This window comes from Pelomonas dachongensis, from assembly GCF_043555865.1.
Classification (GTDB): Bacteria; Pseudomonadota; Gammaproteobacteria; order Burkholderiales; family Burkholderiaceae_C; genus Pelomonas; species Pelomonas dachongensis.
This window is the reverse complement of the sequence record NZ_JBIGHY010000015.1, coordinates 21840-40804: the sequence shown is the minus strand read 5'-3', so window position 1 is coordinate 40804 and position 18965 is coordinate 21840. Positions and strand designations below refer to the sequence as shown.

The window sequence follows — 18965 nt, the reverse complement described above, 5'->3', positions numbered from 1 at the left end:
TAGTGGCGGTGCATGACAGGACTGTGATCAGACCTTGTAGTAGTCCCGGTACCAGGCGACGAAGCGCTGAATGCCCTCGGGCACCGGCATGGCCGGGCGGAAGTCCGTCCACGCGGCGAGCTCTTCCACATCGGCATGCGTGGCCGGCACGTCGCCGTCCTGCAACGGCATGAAGTTCTTCACCGCCTCCTGGCCCACAGCCTGCTCGATGGCCTCGATGAAGCTCATCAGCTGGATGGGCGCGTGGTTGCCAATGTTGAACACGCGGTACGGCGCGCTGGAGCGAGCCGGGTCGGCGGTCGCCGGGTCGTAAGTCGGGTCGGCTGTCGCCGTGCGGTCCAGCACGCGCACGACGCCCTCCGCGATGTCGTCGACGAAGGTGAAGTCCCGGATCATCTTGCCGTGATTGAACACGTTGATCGGGCGGCCTTCGATGATCGCCTTGGTGAACAGGAACAGCGCCATGTCGGGGCGGCCCCACGGCCCGTACACCGTGAAGAAACGCAGGCCCGTGGTGGGCAACCCAAAAAGGTGCGAGTACGTGTGCGCCATCAGCTCATTGGCCTTCTTGGTGGCCGCGTACAGGCTGATGGGATGGTCGACGCTGTGATGCTCGGAAAACGGCATCTGCGTGTTGCCACCGTAGACGCTGGAGCTGGACGCGTAGGCCAGGTGCTGAACGCCGTTGTGCCGGCAGCCTTCCAGGATGTTGGTGAAGCCGACGATGTTGCTGTCGATGTAGGCGTGCGGGTTCTCGATGGAGTAGCGCACACCGGCCTGCGCCGCCAGGTGCACGACGCGGTCAAAGCGCTCCTCGGCAAACAGCTTGGCCATGCCTTCGCGGTCCGCCACGTCCATCTTCACGAAGCTGAAGCCAGGCTTGGGCGTCAGACGCGCCAGCCGGTCATGCTTCAACTGCGGCGAGTAGTAGTCGTTCAGGTTGTCCAGACCGACCACCTGGTCTCCACGCGCCAGCAGAATCTGGCTGACGTGCATGCCAATAAAGCCGGCGGCGCCGGTGACTAGAACCTTCACGTTGAAATCCCCATGCAGCCCCGAAACGGGCCGCGCATTCTCCTACATGCGTGCTGGAGCCATCTCCCACCGAGTCAAGTAATACCCGCCAAACGGCCACCGACACGCGTCGTGTGCCGATGTAACCAGCACCGATGCTGTGATCGCCTTCACGTACGCATTTTGTTACCCAGCCACGCAGCGAATCCAAACGCCTACATTGAGCGCATGGGGGCAGCCCCAGCCCGCGTCGCCTAGTTGGCGCACATTGCAGTCCCGTGCTCCATCACCATGAAAAACCTGCTCAACGTCTCGCGTCCGGCCCTCCTCGCCATGGCAACTTGCCTCACGCTCGCCGCGTGTGGTGGCGGCGGTGGCAGCAATGATCCGAGCACTGTGCCGAGCGCGGCCACTGCGGTCGCCGCAGTCACGATGACCGCGGCATCTGCACCTGAAGCTGCAGGAGCCCGCGTGATCCAGTCGGCGGTCACATCCGGCGAAGCTGGCACGCCCATGTTGACGCTGCGCGCCCACGCCGACCTGGCGGGGGGCATCGGCGCGATGGTGTCCGTGCGGGTGGACGGCGTGGTGACGGACAGCGTAGAAGTACGCGCCACCACGCCTACCGACTACCGCCTGGCCGTGCCCGCGCTCAAGCCCGGTAGCAAGGTCGATCTCGTCCATACCAACGACGGCGCCGTCAATGGCGTGGACCGCAATCTCTACGTTCAACAGGTCAGCACCGCCGACACCGCCGTGCTGTCCACCGCATCCATCGTCACCCTCGACAAGGGCAGCGGCGACGCTGCGTTCGACGGCCAGAACGTGGTCCCTGGCGCCGCAGCCCTGTACAGCAACGGCGCGCTGCGCATGGTCTGGCCTGCGCCCAACCTCACCGAGCGCCTCACCGTGCGTGCCAGCGCCAACAGCGCTGGCGGCAAGGGCGCGATGATGGTCGTGCGCGCCAACGGCATCGTCATCGGCTCGGCCGAGGTGACCGCCGCCGAGCCAACCGACTACGTGTTCCCCGCGCCGGCCCTGTCCGCCGACAACCTCGTGCACGTCGCCTTCGAGAACGCCGGCAGCGCTGATGGCCAGACCCGCGGCCTGCGCATGCATTACATGATGTCCGGCACCACCGTGCTGCAGCCCAGCGCCGGCACCATGTCTTTCGACGCCGGCAGCGGCCTGGCTGCCTTCGACGGTGCCAACGTCACCGCCACCACACAGAGCCTGATGACCGCCAACGGCGCGTTGCGTGGCCGCTGGCCCGCGGCCAACAGGACGGCCCCGCTGACGCTGCGCGCCAGCGCCCGGCTGGCCGCCAACGTGGGCCCCATCGTGCGGGTGCTGGTAGACGGCGTCGTCCTTGGCACTGTGGAGCTGCGCTCCACCAGCCTGACCGACATCCGCCTGCCCACGCTGCCCATCAAGCCCGGCCAGCGCGTTGAAGTCGTCTACACCAATGACGCCACGATCAACGGCGAAGACCGCGACCTGCAACTGGCCTACGCCATCTCTGGCAAGACCGCGCTGCGCGCGACCAACAACAAGCTTGACGCAGACTGGCCCCAGCCCAACCTCACCGACACGCTCACGGTGCGCGCCCGTGGCGCCATCGCTGGTGGTGTCGGCCCCATCATGCAGGTGCTGGTTGACGGCATCCTCGTTGGCAGCGCCGAGGTCAGGTCCACCGAGCATGCCGACTACCAGTTCGCCGTGCCGGCCATGTTCGCTGGCCGCAAGCTGGACATCGCCTTCGTCAACGATGACGTGGTGGGCGGGGTCGACCGCAATCTCTTCATCGCGTATGCCACCACGCGCAACACCGTGTGGCGTCCCGCCGATGCGGGCAACCAGTTTGACCGCGGCAACGGCGCGGCGGCCTTCGATGGCGCCGATGTCGCCACAGCCAGCACGTCGCTGTACGTCAACGGCGCGCTGCGCTCCACCTGGCCCGAGCCCAACATCACCAGCACCGTCACCGTGCGCGCCAGCGCCGTGCCAGCCGGCGGTGTGGGCGCCTTGATGATCCTGTGGGTCGACGGCGTGGCCATCAGCTCCGCCACCGTCACCAGCACCTCGCCCACCGACTTCGTCATGCCCACCACCGCGCTCAAGCCGGGCAGCCAAGTCACTGTGGCCTTCTCCAACCCCGGCTCCGCCGCTGGTGTCGAGCGCAAGCTCAACGTCCATTACCTCATCGCCGGATCTTCCTTCGTCACGCCCTCCACTTCTTACGCCGCCGGCACGCTGGCAAGTACCTGGCCCACGGCCAATCTGACCGATATCGTCACCGTGCGCGCCCACGCCGACCTGGCGGGGGGCATCGGCGCGATGGTGTCCGTGCGGGTGGACGGCGTGGTGACGGACAGCGTGGAAGTGCGCGCCACCACGCCTACCGACTACCGCCTGGCCGTGCCCGCGCTCAAGCCCGGTAGCAAGGTCGATCTCGTCCACACCAACGACGGCGCCGTCAATGGCGTGGACCGCAATCTCTACGTTCAACAGGTCAGCACCGCCGACACCGCCGTGCTGTCCACCGCATCCATCGTCACCCTCGACAAGGGCAGCGGCGACGCTGCGTTCGACGGCCAGAACGTGGTCCCTGGCGCCGCAGCCCTGTACAGCAACGGCGCGCTGCGCATGGTCTGGCCTGCGCCCAACCTCACCGAGCGCCTCACCGTGCGTGCCAGCGCCAACAGCGCTGGCGGCAAGGGCGCGATGATGGTCGTGCGCGCCAACGGCATCGTCATCGGCTCGGCCGAGGTGACCGCCGCCGAGCCAACCGACTACGTGTTCCCCGCGCCGGCCCTGTCCGCCGACAACCTCGTGCACGTCGCCTTCGAGAACGCCGGCAGCGCTGATGGCCAGACCCGCGGCCTGCGCATGCATTACATGATGTCCGGCACCACCGTGCTGCAGCCCAGCGCCGGCACCATGTCTTTCGACGCCGGCAGCGGCCTGGCTGCCTTCGACGGTGCCAACGTCACCGCCACCACACAGAGCCTGATGACCGCCAACGGCGCGTTGCGTGGCCGCTGGCCCGCGGCCAACATGACGGACACGCTGACGCTGCGCGCCAGCGCCCGGCTGGCCGCCAACGTGGGCCCCATCGTGCGGGTGCTGGTAGACGGCGTCGTCCTTGGCACTGTGGAGCTGCGCTCCACCAGCCTGACCGACATCCGCCTGCCCACGCTGCCCATCAAGCCCGGCCAGCGCGTTGAAGTCGTCTACACCAATGACGCCACGATCAACGGCGAAGACCGCGACCTGCAACTGGCCTACGCCATCTCTGGCAAGACCGCGCTGCGCGCGACCAACAACAAGCTTGACGCAGACTGGCCCCAGCCCAACCTCACCGACACGCTCACGGTGCGCGCCCGTGGCGCCATCGCTGGTGGTGTCGGCCCCATCATGCAGGTGCTGGTTGACGGCATCCTCGTTGGCAGCGCCGAGGTCAGGTCCACCGAGCATGCCGACTACCAGTTCGCCGTGCCGGCCATGTTCGCTGGCCGCAAGCTGGACATCGCCTTCGTCAACGATGACGTGGTGGGCGGGGTCGACCGCAATCTCTTCATCGCGTATGCCACCACGCGCAACACCGTGTGGCGTCCCGCCGATGCGGGCAACCAGTTTGACCGCGGCAACGGCGCGGCGGCCTTCGATGGCGCCGATGTCGCCACAGCCAGCACGTCGCTGTACGTCAACGGCGCGCTGCGCTCCACCTGGCCCGAGCCCAACATCACCAGCACCGTCACCGTGCGCGCCAGCGCCGTGCCAGCCGGCGGTGTGGGCGCCTTGATGATCCTGTGGGTCGACGGCGTGGCCATCAGCTCCGCCACCGTCACCAGCACCTCGCCCACCGACTTCGTCATGCCCACTACCGCGCTCAAGCCGGGCAGCCAAGTCACTGTGGCCTTCTCCAACCCCGGCTCCGCCGCTGGTGTCGAGCGCAAGCTCAACGTCCATTACCTCATCGCCGGATCTTCCTTCGTCACGCCTTCCACACCTGGCACTTCCTATGTCGCCGGCACGCTGTCAGGCAGCTGGCCCTCTGCCAACCTGACGGACACGGTGATCGTGCGGGCCAATGCCACTCTCGCTGCAGGCGTCGGTGCCATCATGCAGCTGCGCGTGGACGGGGTGATTGTGGGCAGCGTGGAAGTGCGCAGCACCACCCCCGCCGACTACCGTTTCGCCGTGCCGAAGCTGTCGGCCGGCAGCCGAATCGACGTCATTTACGCCAATGACGCCACTGTCAACGGCGTGGACCGCAACCTGTTCATTCAGTATGTGCAGACCGGGCTGGCGACGTTGGCGCCGTTCGCCACCAATGTAGTTTTCGACGCGGGCACGGGCGAGGAGGCGGTAGATGGCACGGCCATAAGCGCGAGCGACGGGGGGATGCACGCCAACGGCGCCCTGCGCTTTACCGTACCTGTTGCCAATTCGCCGATCAGCGCCACGCATCACGCCGCTTCGCGCCTGCTTCAGCAAGCCAGCTTCGGTCCGACGCTGGCTGATGTCGACCGCGTAGTGCAGATCGGACAGGCCGCCTGGATCGACGAACAACTGGCCCTGCCCTTCACGCCGGACATGGTGGACGCTGTTCAGGCACGCTACGACCTCGGCAACACCTACCGCCCCGGTGGCGCTAACTACACGTCGAACTGGGTGGGGCAGCGCTTCTGGGCCTCTGCAGCGACCAGCCCCGACCAGTTGCGTCGACGCATGGGCTTCGCCCTGCATCAAATCCTGATGGTTTCGCAGGCCGACTCCAACCTTGAAAGTCACGCACGCACTTACGCCCAGTATGTAGACACGCTCAACCGCCATGCGCTCGGCAACTACCGCACCCTGCTGGAACAGGTGGCCCTGAGTCCGGCGATGGGTATCTACCTCTCCCACATGCGCAACCGCCCGGAAAACGCCGCGTCGGGCCGCATGCCCGACGAGAACTTTGCGCGCGAGGTGATGCAACTGTTCACCATCGGCTTGCATGAGCTGAACGCCGACGGCAGCCTAAAGCTAAATGGAAACGGGCAGCCGATTGAAACGTACACCAACGAAGACGTGATGGCCATGTCCAAGGTGTTCACCGGCTGGAGCTGGGCGTTCCCGGACGGTCAGCTCACGGAGCAGAATTTCCGTTTCGGCAATCCTGACCTCAGCGCGACTGGCGACCAACGCATTGACATCCTGCCGATGAAGGCGTACCCCGGTCAGCACTCGAACAGCGAGAAGCGCCTTTTCAGCGGCAAGTCGCAGGCGGTAGTGATCCCCGCCGGCAGCAACCCGCAAGCCAGCCTAAAGCTCGCGCTGGACGCACTGTTCAACCATCCCAACGTAGGTCCCTTCGTTAGCCGCCAACTCATTCAGCATCTCGTGAGCAGCCACCCCAGCAGTGCTTACGTGGCTCGCGTGTCCGCCGTATTCAACAACAACGGCAAGGGCGTGCGGGGTGATTTGGCAGCCGTGGCGCGCGCCATCCTGCTTGATAGCGAAGCGGTCAACCCGCCGAGCAACGGCGTGGGCAAACTGCGCGAACCAGTGATGCGCGTGGCGCACTGGATGCGCAGCCTCCAGGCCACGTCGGTGAGCGGCCAGTACGCCATCGACGGTGACATCCTGCCGTTGGGGCAACGCCCCATGCACGCCTCTTCAGTGTTCGGCTACTTCCGCCCCGGCTACGTGCCGCCAAACACGGTGCTCGCCGCCGACAAGATCACGGCGCCGGAAATGCAGATCGTCAGCGAAGCCACCACTGCGCAATGGGTAAATCTGGCACAGCGCATGGCCAGCAACGGCCTCGGCTGGGTCGGCCCGCAGAACGACGTGATCGCGCGGCTCCAACCACTTGCCGACCTGGTGGCCGCCGGCCAACTTGCCGCAGTTGTGGAACGTCTGAATCTGCTGCTGTACGCCGGCCGCATGAGCAGCACGCTCAAGCAGGACCTGATGGACGCCATGCTCAGCGTTAGCGGCGCCGACGCCGCCAGCCATCTCAACCGCGCCCGCGTCGCATTGTTCGTAGCGCTGGCCTCACCCGAATACCTGGTGCAACGATGACACGACCGATCCGCACGGGCGCTTCGCGCCGCAGCTTCCTCCGCGCCGTTGGCGGCTTGGCCGCCAGCGCAGCCATCCCTCAGCACGGCCTGCCGCTTGTCACGGGCCTCGCCGGCATGGCAGCACTGGCCAGCCAGAGTAGCCATGCAGCCACCACATCGGGCTACAAGGCGCTGGTGTGCCTGTACATGAACGGCGGCAGCGACAGCCACAACTGGGTCGTGCCCACCGATGCCACGGGCTATGCCGAGTACGCCCGCTCGCGGGGTGAGCTGGCCTTGGCGGCAGAGCGCCTGCAAGGTATTACCGTCGCTGGACAGGCAAACGGCCGCAGCTTCGGCATGCCAGCAGAGCTGGGCCCGCTGCGCACTTGGTACGAGGCTGGGCAGGCTGCCATCCTGGCCAACGTAGGCCCTCTCGTGCGGCCCATCACCAAGGCCGAATACAACGCTGGCGTGGGCGTACCCGCCAAGTTGTTCTCCCATAACGACCAGGCGTCCACTTGGCAGAGCCTGGCACCAGAAGGTGCCGCCTCGGGCTGGGGCGGGCGCATGGGTGACATCCTTATGTCGGCAAACGCACAGCCCGTATTCACCGCCGTGTCCGCAAGTGGCAATGCCGTGTTCCTGTCGGGCAGCAGCGTTAGCCAATACCAAGTCGGGCTTGAAGGTCCTGTTTCGGCCAGCGGCATGAACGGCGGCAGCGTGTTCGGCTCCAGCACGGCCGGGAGTGCACTGCAGCGCGCATACGCATCAACCAGCACGGACCGGCTGCAGGCGGAGTACGCACGGGTGATGCAGCGTGGCATGGGCGCCAACGCGGCGCTGCAGGCGGCTCTGTCCGGCGTGAACGTACCAGCGATCCCCGGTACCGCCATCGCTCAAGTGAACACCGTAGGCACGACGCTCGATAAGCTGAGCCTAGCTCGCCAACTGCGGATCGTGCTACAGATCATCGCGGCGAACCAGGCCCTCGGCATGCGTCGCCAGGTGTTCATGGTCCAGATGGGCGGATTCGACACGCACGCAAACCAAATGCGCGACCAGCCCGTGCAGATGGCGCAGGTGGCGCAGTCGATCAACTATTTCATGTCAGCGCTGAACAGTTTGGGTCTACAGAACAACGTGACGCTCTTCACCGCCTCAGATTTCGGCCGCACCCTGTTGAGCAACGGGGATGGCAGCGACCATGGCTGGGGTGGCCACCAATTCGTCGCGGGTGGCGCTGTGCGTGGCGGCACGATGTACGGACAGTTTCCAACCACTGCACTTGGCACCAGTCAGGACGTCGGCTCCGGCCGGCTCCTACCTACAATGGCGGTGAGCCAGATGGCCGGGAGCATGGCAGCGTGGATGGGGTTGAACGCCTCCGAGCAGATGCAGGTGCTGCCTTCGCTGGCCAATTTTTCCGGGCTGCCCGCGTTCATGAAGGCCTGACGGAGCCGTCGCACGCCACCCGCTTGCGCGCCCCGTGTGTCGCCAACAAGCGTGCCGCCTGACGACGAACTCAGCAGGTTTGATTCAAGGGTGCCCCGTGATGCTCGACTCGATCTCCTCTCCCGCATCACGTCGCGCTTGGCTTGCTCGCTCGGGCTGGGCCTTGTTGGCCGGACTCGGCAGCTGTTTGCCGACAATGGCTCAGTCCGACGCGCAGACACGCATGCGCCGCATCAGTGATGACATGCAGCGCCCGCACGAGTTTCAGTTGCAGGGCATACAACCGAAGGGAGGCTGGCATGTCGGCCCCTTCATTGCCATGGGCGCAGAGCCCTATGGACGCTCAGTTCCCAAATGGTGGCGCGAGGGTAATCGCTTTGACGAATGGCGCTCCGTGGCCGGCTGGTTCACCGTCTACCTCGACGCCCGTGGGAGCCCAGCAACCAATAGCGGCGTGGAGATCAGCGGGTTGGAGGTCTGGGTCTTACAGCGCAGCAATCGACGGTGGGTGTCACTGAGGGCCCAGCGCCAACCGGCCTGGCAAGGGGCCTACCATCCGAACGCCACGGATTCCTTGCGCAAGAGCGGCGGCCGCATGTTGGCGAAGGAGGAAGGCTTTGTCGCCGTCCCCAAACCCGAGTACATGGTGCACGGCGGCGCCGGGCAGGTGGCGTTGCCCTGGAATGCCGAAGGCGCGGACATGCTCGCGCTGTTGGTTTCGATCCGCCACCGGCTCGTCACCGTCGACCCAGCGCTTCCAGATGATCGTTCGAGCGCGCGCATGGGAGTAATTGCAGGCGCTGACTACTACCCCTGGGTCGGTGCGGGTCTGGCGGATCTTCAAGCGAAGTACAACCCCGGCGCCGGATCGGGGCGGCTCATCCAGTCAACACCCGAGTGGAAATACTCCACCGTGTTGCTCCGCGTGCCCTCAATGAAGGCAGAAGAGTTGCTGCAGCTGCCGCCGCCGGCCTTCGTCTACTGAACGTACCTGCGCGATGGCCTCACCGCTGAGGTAGCCACTTTTCAAGCAGCACCTGGTACTCGTTCAGCACCTGCTGCCATGTGAACCGCTGTTGGAACTGCACCCGACTGGCTGCACGCATTGCATCAACGCGATCAGGCGCGGCCAACAGTGCGGCCAGCGTGTCGTCAAACTGCGCCGCGTTACCGAAGAACGCGGCACCGTCACCTGCTACCCAGCGATTGAACTGGTTGTCGTGCGCGACTACCGCATTGCCTGCTCCCAACGCTTCTACCAGTGACGGGTTGGTGCCGCCCACCTGGTGCCCGTGCACGTAAGCCAGGCTGTGCGCCCGCAACGCTTGCACCACCGTCTTGTCGTAGATCGCACCGAGGAAAGCCACTTCCGGCCCGGCCGCCGCCTTGACCGCTCGGTGGTAGGCATTGCCGTCGTCGTACTTGCCCAGCACCGCCAGTTGCACACCGCGCGGGCGCGCGCTGAATCCGGCCACAACCTCCAGTAACGAGTTCTCCGGCTCGGCGCGTGCAATCACCGTCAGATAACGCCCCGGCTCCAGGCCCAGCGCCAGCACGGGCTCCTGCGGAAGCGCCGTTGTCACCTCGGTCGCCCCGTACGGAATCATAGTGATCTTGCTGGCCTTCACCCGCGTTTGCAGGTGCCGCGCAATGCCCGGGTGGTCAGCCACCAGGTGATTGCCGAGCCAGCAGCCCATCCAGTCGTTCATCCAAAACCAGGTCTTGGCCACGCCGCCCCACTTGGCGCGCGCCCACTCGATGCCGTCCATGTTGATGACGTTGGGCACACCCTTGAACCTCAGCAGGGCGCAGAACACCGCGGTGTTGTAGCCCAGGGTCAGACACAGGTCATTGAAGCGAGAGGCATGGCGCGTGGCCTGCCAGTCAAAGGCAATGGTGCCCTTGGGGCCGTCCAGCGCGATGGGGAAATTCACCCGCTCCACGCCCTCCCACTGATCCTCGTAGACCGGGCCGCTGCCATCGACCTGGCAATACACCACCACTCGCCAGCCCTGCTCCACCAGATGCAGCGCCAGGTACTCGGCAAAGGTCTCGAAGCCGCCATGGGCCGCCGGCACGCCACGGGTGCCCAGGATTCGTATCGTCTTGCGTTCGGTCAACATCAACTCCGCACGCCGAGACCGGCGTAAAGCTCAAGCATGGCCGCCAGGTAGCGGTCCTTGGTGAATTCGGTTTCAACCATCGCGCGGCCAGCCCGTCCTGCCTCGGCCAACGCCTCGGCCGGCATCGCAGCCGTGCGTGACAACAGCGCGGTCAGCGCCTGCACGTTGCCGGGCTCGAACGTCCACCCCGTCACGCCATCCCGCACCAGTTCTGGAATTCCGCCGATGGCCGCGCCGATCACCGGCTTGCCAAAGCCGAAGCTCTCCAGCACGCTCATAGGCGCGTTCTCATACCACTGTGACGGCAGCACGACGACGCGCGCCTGCTGGATTAGCGTATGCAGCGCGGCGCCCGACTGGAAACCCAGGAACTCAATGCGCGCCCCGGTATCGGCACCGAGTTGTGCGACGAGCGCGCGCAGCGCCGCTTCCTCGGGGCCCGTGCCGGCAATCTTCAACACCACGCCCGCCGCGCCGGCGGCGCGGATCAGCGTGTCCACACCCTTCTCGAGCGCCAGTCGGCCGAAGTACAGGAAGTAGTCGCCCGCCTCGTAACGCGGCACCTGCGTCGACGCGTCGACGTAGTTGGGGATGTAGACCACCTTATCCGCAGGAAAGCCCCATTCAACGATCTTGTCGCCGAAGAACCGGCTCGGCACCACCAGCTTGTCCACGTGCTTCTGATACGTGCCCAGCGCGCGGTGCAATCCGCTCTCGGCGGCGACGATGGCGCTGGCCGCCAGAGAATCGCGGATGCAGCGGTTCTTGATGACGTTCAGCACCGAGCCCGTGCGGCAGCTCTCGCACACGCCGTTGCGGTTGAGCATCTTGTAGGCCGGGCATGCAACCTTCAGATCGTGCGCCGTCATCACCACCGGCACGCCCGCCTTCTTCAACACCGGCAGGATCGACGGCGAGTGATGGTGGTAGATGCAGTGCAAGTGCGCCACATCGGCCGGGAAGTCGCTCAGCAAGGCACGCAACTTGCGTTGAGCCTCGAACGAGTAGATGACCTTGGATGCCATCTTCAGCTTGTCCAGCGTGGAGTAGGCGTTACCGAACTCGAGTTCGTCGATGAAATAGCGCGACCAGGGTGTGGGCAAGTTCTTCGGATGCTGCATCGCGAAGAAGCCGTTGTCCCAGCCCTGCGCGGCCATCAGCGCCGAATGTTCTAGGTACACGGCATCGGAGCCGCCACGGCGGTAGTGATAGGTATTGATGTTCAGCAGTTTGGGCATCACGCACTCTTGGCGGCAGGCAGCATGAAGGCGGCGTACTTTTCCGCGATGTCGGTCCAGTTGCATTGAGCTGCAGCACCACGCATGGCGCGTGCCAGTTCGGCGCGCTCCGCCAGCGCCTGGTTAACACCTGCTTCTAACTCATCGGCCATCCTCGTCCCGGGATTCACCCACACACCCGCACCTTCAGGCACCTGCTCGGGGAAGTCGCCCACGCGAGACGCCAGCACCGGCTTCTCAAAGGCAATGGCCAGCTTCAGCACGCCGCTGGTCGATCCCTCCTGATATGGCATCGCCACCAGATCGCTGGCACAGAAGTAGTTTTCCACTTCTTCGAACGGAATGCGTTCATTGCGCAGCAGCACGTTGGGCAAGGCCGATGCGCGTTCGACAAGTGCCGCCAGTTCTTGCGGATGGTGGCGAGCATCGAAATGACCGGCGAGGACAAACACCACGTCCTCACGGTGCTGCATCCGCTCGGCCACCTGCAGGAACTCGACCAGCCCCTTGCGCGGCTCCAGATGGCCGAAGAACAGCACCGCGAATGCATCGGCGCGCGCCTTCCAGCCAATCAGTGAACGTGCCCGGGCTTGGTCTGGCGAGAGCAGCCGGAACAGGTCATACGCGCCGTGAGGGACCACCAACATCGGCCGCTTGACGCCCATCTCTCGAAGCGAGACATGTGCCGCCTCGGAATGGACAACTAGTCGGTCGAAGCGTTTGTAAAACCAGCTGAACTCAGTCTTGCTCCAGGCCCTTGGGTAGTGTGGCAACACGTCGTGCACTGTCAGTACGCATCGAATACCCAGCCACCTGAACAAGGTGACCATCAATCCTTCGATCACCGGCAGCTTTAACGGCGCCTGCAAAAGCAAAACGTCAGGTCGCTGCAGTAATATCCTAAAAATGAATTTGAATATATCGACCGCATACCAACGCGTACGTCGAAAAAGCCTGATCACTCCAAACCCAAGATGATCGAAACGCGCCGGGAGGGAAGCAGCGGTTATCAGCTCGACTTGCGCTATTGATCCTAGGACACGACACAGCGAAACACTGTAATCCGTTAATCCGGAGTCCCCCGTAAAACAAGCAACGACAACCTTTTTCACATCATCTTCCAGCGCGAACCTACAGTTGCACGAGCGCGCCCAAGCGCCATGAATGGTCGCTCAATACACTTATAACCGATCATTGCTGCGAGCACAGAAAGGGGCAGCACCAGACCCAATAGAAGTAGATAGTTTCCAACCACGCCCATGTTCAAATATCCCTGCCGAATCAGCAACCAGCCAATCGCATCCAAGACAAAAACATGAAGAAGGTAAAGAGAGTAGGAAGAGTCACCGATCCTTCGCAACCAACCCACTGATAGGAAACCATTGATTTTCACCTGAAGCGACCGCCAAGCAGCGATTCGAACCGCCGGACAACACGCAGCCCAAAATGCAGCCATCCAGATACACAACGAAAAAACGGTAGCGCGAGCGTCAGAGGCGCCGAATAAAGTCGAGACAGCCCCCAACGCAACCAAGAAAATCATCCAGCTCAAACTCTTGTAGAGATCTTTCCCATCGCTAATTGCCGCCAAGAACCTTGAGCAGGCCCAGCCGACAAAAAAGTATCCCCAACTATTAATAATTGCTGCGTTAGTCAAGCTCGGAAGCAAATGCTGTCCCAAAATCTGCGTTCCAGCAAAAACGGCGGCCACACCGAACACACCCCACCACTGCCTAGTAACTCCTGCATATATTGCGGGGGCCAGGAGGTAAAACTGCCACTCAAGAGACAGACTCCATGCTGGAGCCAGCAGCGCCTGCGCAGCATGGGGAAGTAGCGCTTCTGGCACCAAGCCATGAATCATCAATGCATGCGCAGCCACATGCGCGGCGTAGTCCACCCGGACATCCGATGCACGCTGACTGATGAAGGCCAATTCCGCAAGAGAGCGCCAGGGCTGACTTTGCAGTACCTCAAGCCGAAATTCATTCAACAGGAGCGCTAGGACTAGGGCGAAAAAATAGATCGGAAAAATTCTAGCGGCGCGAGATCTTATGTACTGCGGGTAGTTAACAGGCCTTCTTCGAATCATCTCAAAGACCACAAACCCGCTCAACGCGATAAAAACGTTAACTGGGACACTTGTGAGCAATACCAGCTTCATCCAGGCTGGCGCATTGACGCCCAAATAGAACCCGAGGAAGTTCCCTACGTGGCCAAACACCACCCAAATAGCCATAAGTGCTCGCAGGCCTTCGAGCCCTTCGTATCTTGCAGTTTTCTGAGTAGCACTCATTTCGAATTCAACATTCGCCGCTGAGATGCCAACCGACATCCAACTGCGAAACCAAAACTACGCTCTTCCGACTTATGAGCTGCCGAGCAAGCACGCCGCATGTATTCAACGTACCCGACCACACACCAGAATACGAACTGCATAGCACTACCGCCAAGAACGGACATCTGATAGGGCAGCATGAGAAACATCGATGTGGCTGCAACCAACGCAAAAGTCAGGCCCGCCCTATCCTCCGAAGCGATTGAATCCTTCTTTCTAAGCTTCGACGCAACATAAATCGTCCGTACGCAGAGCATCGCAAAGAGCGAAAAAACCAACATCCCACCATCCCATAGCAATCGGGACATTCCATGAGCATCCAAGCCGAGTCCAAATTGTCGGACTGCCGATCCCAAGCCGATCGTTGAGCTGCCCTCCAAGCTGGATGCCATGCCGTGCCCAATCAAAGCTCCGACGTAATTCCCTTCTTGAAGATTCGTCTGGTACCAATGAACAATCGTACCTACCCGCCCTCGATGATCGGGCGTGACCATGAAGTCAGGATCGAAGGAATACAAGAGTTGACTCGCCGCCTGATCACTTGACTGCCAGTACTTAAGCGCATAAACGCCACCGACCGCAGTCATCAGTAAAGCGACACCAATTAGCCCTACAACTGCGGTGGCTGGAGATTTTTTGATGTCTGAGCCAAATGCGATCAGTGATAGAACTGGCAATAGCAACAGAGCAATCTTCGTTTCCGCCAACAAAACCGGAATCAACAGAGCGATGGAGAAAACTGCCGCTAGCCAGCCCTTCAGCTTACGCTCCCTCCAAAGCGCGATCACGAACATTACGGCCATCACGAGAAATGACGCCATCTCTCCCGTGTAACCGCCCGTCACTATGCTGCCGCCAAAAGTACCAACGATAGCTTCGTCCTCTCGACCAACCGCACCTCGCATCGCGACTCGCGCTGGACCTACAACTATATGTTGATAGATCGCGACAGGGATTTGAATTAGCGCAATAAACAATAGGGCGCGCAGAACCTTCCTCACAAATCCAATTTCGAACCCGCCATAAACAATTAGCATGGCCACGCCAATATATGGCAAATAGTTTCGCACTCCGACAATCACTTGCGGGACAGGGATACGATTGATTACGCTGGAAGCAAGAAGACCAACAATATAGGCAACCAGAATTGCCGCAAAAGCTGAAACCCCGTCCCTCTCTTGCGACATTCCCAACAAACGCAGAAGGGCAGGCAACATCATCGATGCGACGATGACTGAGCTAAGCCAATTCGCCTGACCAAAGTAAAAGAAAAACTCCAACACGCCGGTAATCACTAGCGCAAAGATCATTCCGAAGAGGATATGCAGCTTCGGAAAAAGCATAATGCCGATGCCAACGGCAACGGCGGCAATCACCCCCACGATCAAAACAGCGCCCACTGCTGCTGCCAACCCTCCAATGACCGCAAGCGCCAAAGTTGCCATCAATATCATGATTGATGATGCAGGGATGGAAGAACCACCCCCGCCTCGCGTGCGGACCATTCCTAAAGCCATCTCAACCCCGCAACATGCCCGCTGATTCCAGCGCCGCCTCGCGCAGCAAGCGCGCCTTTTCGCGCAAGGTCGCGCTGATTCCCGCGCGCTCCTGCTGGATCCGGTTGAACGTCTGCTGCATGCGAGCCAAAGTCAGGTCCTTGGTCTCTACGAGGTAGTCGATAGAGCCGAACAGGTCCTCGTTCAAGCCACGCGCCTTGCGGCTGTAGCCGATGGACAGCGTGGGCACGGCTTGGGAGAAGGCGGCCACCGTCGCGTGCGTGCGTGCCGCTACGAGCGAGTCCAGCGTGGCAATGACGCCTTTCAGTTCACACGCGTTCAGGCCCGGCGGCAGCACATAGCAGCGGTCGGGGCGGCTCAGGCTCGCAGCCAGCTGACGCAGATAGGCCAGGTCGCTGTTGTCGGGCTTCTCAGTCTGGTCGACGTGATAGATCAGGCAGATCTTGCGCCCCTGGTCGTCGATCAACCAACGCAGGAAGTCGAGCACCGTGTCTTCCAGGGAACGGCCACCTCCTTGCTCGCTGAAGAGCTTGCGGATGAGCGGGCTGACGTTGAAGCCGACAGCGCCGCGGCAACGCTCCATGTCGACACCCAGTTCACTTCGCGGCTGAACCGAGGCGAGCCGGTAAGCGGGATCGCCCACAACCTTGACGGGCAGGCCGTAGTCTTTGGCGAGCGAGGCAGCAGACGTGGTTTCGCGAACGGTGATGCCCTTGTAGCCACGAAGGTGTGAGCGCATGGCGGTGACGACGTTGCCGTTCGCCTCGAACGGGCCCACCGAAGCCGCCCACAGATAGGTGGGCTTGCCCAGCGCGCGCGCGCGATCGATCAGGCGAGACCACATGTAGAGCGAGTGGATGCCGTAGTCCAGCGAGATGATGTCGCCACCAATCATCAGCACTGCGTCGACGGATGCGAGGTCGGCTTCGACGGCGGCGCTGTAGTGCGGCAGCGGCGGCTGGGTGCCGGCCATGCCGGGAAGGCGCTGCATCAGCGAGCACCACCACTTCAGGCTGGAGGGCATGGTGGGCGCGGTGACGAAGCGAACGCCGTAGTCGGCGTGGTCGGGCCACTGCCTGCGGTCCTCGTCGGCATCGACCGAGGGCACCAGGAACTGCGTCGTCGGGCCCACGGTTTCACGCAGGATGTCGATGGTGCCGCGCACGAGCGCTTCGCATCCACGATTGCCGAAACTGGTTTGACCGGCGAGATAGAAAAGCATGAAGTACTGACTCCTAATTAACGTGGGGCTGCCTCGTGGCCTGAGGTCGCGGCTTCATTTACCGTCGGGTGCAACCCGTGTGCCGAACACGCGGCCGCGCTGGTCACCCTGCATGGCGCGCGCCAGGTCTGCAACGAATTGGCCATGCAAGTTGAATGCCGCCTGATCATCGCGGTCGATGCTGGAGACACGCACCAGCATGCCGTCCGGCACCAGTCCCTGAGAACCGTAGCGAAGCTGTGCGAGCTTTTGCTCGACACCCGTGGCGGTGACCTGCTCACCGACCACAATCCAGTAGGTGATCGGCTCGTAACGCCCACCCAGTTGCGCCACCAGCCTGCGGACTTTCAGGGTTTCACCGTTCAGTTGCAGCGTGTTCTGGGACGACGCCAGCATCTGGAAGCCCTGCGCCGGATAGCAGACCTCGGGCCGGTGCGCACGTGTGGCGTCCGACTGGTCTCCACCGTAGGCGACCGAAAGCATCACCCGGCGGCCCTCAGGGCCTACGTAGGTGCGGCTGAGGGTCTGGTTATATAGCTTCTTCAGCAGCGCTTCTGAGTCGGGCGACACCAGCTGCACAGGCTGCGTGTCGTCGACGCGCCAATCCCCAAATGTCTTGGGGAACAAGGTGTCCAGCTGCAGCTTTGGCATCTCGTCGGCCAAGTGCCGCGTGGGCTTCAAGGCAGCCGTGGCCCCCAGCGTCACGGCCATCAGCAAGACGACAACGATGGCGCGGATTCGGGCGGCCGTCATGACGCCCTCCGATTGGCGAGGCTGCGTGTCAGGCCGCACGCGGTCACGCGAACGCACAGGGAGCTGCAGACCACTGCAGGCAAGCCTTCTGGATGGGGTGCTTTGTAGCGGCGCAACATGCTCAGGCCCTTCCGCCTTTGCTCCAACGAATCACATCGTCGGCGTGACGCCGTGGAGACAGAGGCACCGTCACCGCTTCGGGCGGGTAACCGATGGCGAGCATCATCATGATGGTCTCCTGGTCCTTCACATGCCCGAGCTTGCGGAATGCCCGGTCAGTGGCGGGCGTCACGCACCAGTTCAGCGAGCAGCTTCCGAGACCGAGCGCGCGCAGCGCGAACATCAGACTCATCGCAAACAGGCCGCCATCGACGTAGGCCTGATTTCTTTCAGAACCGTCAAAGTACCCCGTGCTGTCGACCACCAGCACGGCCAGCAGCGGGACTTTGTGCCCGAAGCCGCGATTCCCGTTCTGAAACGCGAGTGCACGATCGATTTCCTCGCGGCCCTCGATCAGGACGACCTTGTTCGGCTGTCGGTTGCATGCGGAAGGACTCAGTGCCGCCACTCGGACGGCCTCCTGCACCAGTTCAGCCGGCACGGTCTGGGACGAGAAGTCGCGAACACTGCGGCGGGCCACGGAGAGTGCTTCAAACGCCTGCCACGATCCGGCAGCGGCAGTCCCCGGAGCCGCAAGGGGCACGGGTGTGGTCATCGGGTCGACCGCCAAAGTCGACTGGCGCTCGCTAAGGAACTTGTCGATCTGGGCGAGGGCGGGCGATTCCCGCTCCAGCCCGCGCGCCTGCAGACCAGCCCGGTAGCACGACACGGTGGCGCACGCGCCGCGATAGATGGGATCGGAGGTGGGGTGGCCCGCCGCCTCCCATCGACGCATCAATGCCATCGTTGCACGGACGGGATCGGTGCCGAAGAGCCGAGGCTTGCCAGGCATGACCAGCCCCTTCTCCAGCTTGTGGTACTGGAAGAGCAGTTCAGAGCTCAGAGCCCATCGGGCGTCATTCGTTGGACGCCAGATCATGTAGCGCCAGCTGCGCCCCGCGTCATACCGGTAGAAGGCCGCTGTACGAAGGCGATTGACCTGCGCTTTGACCGTCTGGTAGGAACCCCAGACCAGGGTGCTCTTCTGCACCTGTTGCTTCAATGACTGTTTGATACCCATGACTAGCAGCCCCGATGCACCGACGCGCTGCCCGCGCGCGTTGCGACATTTATCAAGCCCTCGCAAACCTTG

At 62.9% G+C, this 18965-nt stretch carries 12 protein-coding genes; 3 read left to right on the top strand and 9 right to left on the bottom strand.

The genetic code is table 11. From position 1 onward, the window contains the following. Nucleotides 1-27: 27 nt before the first annotated feature. Complete coding sequence (locus tag ACG02S_RS24400; RefSeq protein ID WP_394473103.1) at nucleotides 28-1035, bottom strand: NAD-dependent epimerase; 1008 nt, start codon at nucleotides 1033-1035, stop codon at nucleotides 28-30. A gap of 492 nt (nucleotides 1036-1527) precedes the next feature. Here ACG02S_RS24400 and ACG02S_RS24395 point away from each other — a divergent pair, with 492 nt between their 5' ends. From ACG02S_RS24395 to ACG02S_RS24385, 3 genes are all read left to right on the top strand, one after another. Continuing rightward, a complete protein-coding gene (locus tag ACG02S_RS24395) occupies nucleotides 1528-7086 on the top strand; it encodes a DUF1800 family protein (protein WP_394473102.1) in 5559 nt (1852 codons plus the stop codon). Beyond that, the gene (locus ACG02S_RS24390; RefSeq protein ID WP_394473101.1) at nucleotides 7083-8522 is read left to right on the top strand and encodes a DUF1501 domain-containing protein; all 1440 of its coding nucleotides are present in this window, start codon (nucleotides 7083-7085) and stop codon (nucleotides 8520-8522) included. Before ACG02S_RS24395 ends, ACG02S_RS24390 begins: the two co-directional genes overlap by 4 nt. A gap of 100 nt (nucleotides 8523-8622) precedes the next feature. Then, complete coding sequence (locus tag ACG02S_RS24385) at nucleotides 8623-9507, top strand: hypothetical protein (protein ID WP_394473100.1); 885 nt, start codon at nucleotides 8623-8625, stop codon at nucleotides 9505-9507. A 19-nt stretch (nucleotides 9508-9526) separates the two neighbouring features. Here the strand turns inward: ACG02S_RS24385 and ACG02S_RS24380 are convergent, their stop codons facing one another. The 8 genes from ACG02S_RS24380 to ACG02S_RS24345 form a co-directional block, all read right to left on the bottom strand. Further along, the gene (locus tag ACG02S_RS24380; RefSeq protein WP_394473099.1) at nucleotides 9527-10642 is read right to left on the bottom strand and encodes a DUF1972 domain-containing protein; all 1116 of its coding nucleotides are present in this window, start codon (nucleotides 10640-10642) and stop codon (nucleotides 9527-9529) included. A 2-nt stretch (nucleotides 10643-10644) separates the two neighbouring features. Continuing rightward, entirely contained in the window at nucleotides 10645-11949 is a 1305-nt protein-coding gene (locus tag ACG02S_RS24375) for a glycosyltransferase family 4 protein (RefSeq protein WP_394473098.1), read from the bottom strand. Further along, on the bottom strand, nucleotides 11883-12995 hold the full coding sequence (locus ACG02S_RS24370; protein ID WP_394473097.1) for a glycosyltransferase: 1113 nt from the start codon (nucleotides 12993-12995) through the stop codon (nucleotides 11883-11885). The genes ACG02S_RS24375 and ACG02S_RS24370 overlap by 67 nt, the downstream gene beginning before the upstream one ends. Next, nucleotides 12992-14179, bottom strand: coding sequence for an acyltransferase family protein (locus tag ACG02S_RS24365; protein WP_394473096.1), 1188 nt, complete (start codon nucleotides 14177-14179; stop codon nucleotides 12992-12994). The genes ACG02S_RS24370 and ACG02S_RS24365 overlap by 4 nt, the downstream gene beginning before the upstream one ends. Next, complete coding sequence (locus ACG02S_RS24360) at nucleotides 14176-15675, bottom strand: hypothetical protein (RefSeq protein ID WP_394473095.1); 1500 nt, start codon at nucleotides 15673-15675, stop codon at nucleotides 14176-14178. Before ACG02S_RS24360 ends, ACG02S_RS24365 begins: the two co-directional genes overlap by 4 nt. A 64-nt stretch (nucleotides 15676-15739) precedes the next feature. Further along, on the bottom strand, nucleotides 15740-16960 hold the full coding sequence (locus tag ACG02S_RS24355) for a polysaccharide pyruvyl transferase family protein (RefSeq protein WP_394473094.1): 1221 nt from the start codon (nucleotides 16958-16960) through the stop codon (nucleotides 15740-15742). A 54-nt stretch (nucleotides 16961-17014) separates the two neighbouring features. Continuing rightward, on the bottom strand, nucleotides 17015-17713 hold the full coding sequence (gene epsI, locus ACG02S_RS24350) for an exosortase-associated protein EpsI, B-type (protein WP_394473093.1): 699 nt from the start codon (nucleotides 17711-17713) through the stop codon (nucleotides 17015-17017). A 121-nt stretch (nucleotides 17714-17834) separates the two neighbouring features. Further along, a complete protein-coding gene (locus ACG02S_RS24345; protein ID WP_394473092.1) occupies nucleotides 17835-18893 on the bottom strand; it encodes a nitroreductase family protein in 1059 nt (352 codons plus the stop codon). Between the last annotated feature and the right edge of the window lie 72 nt (nucleotides 18894-18965).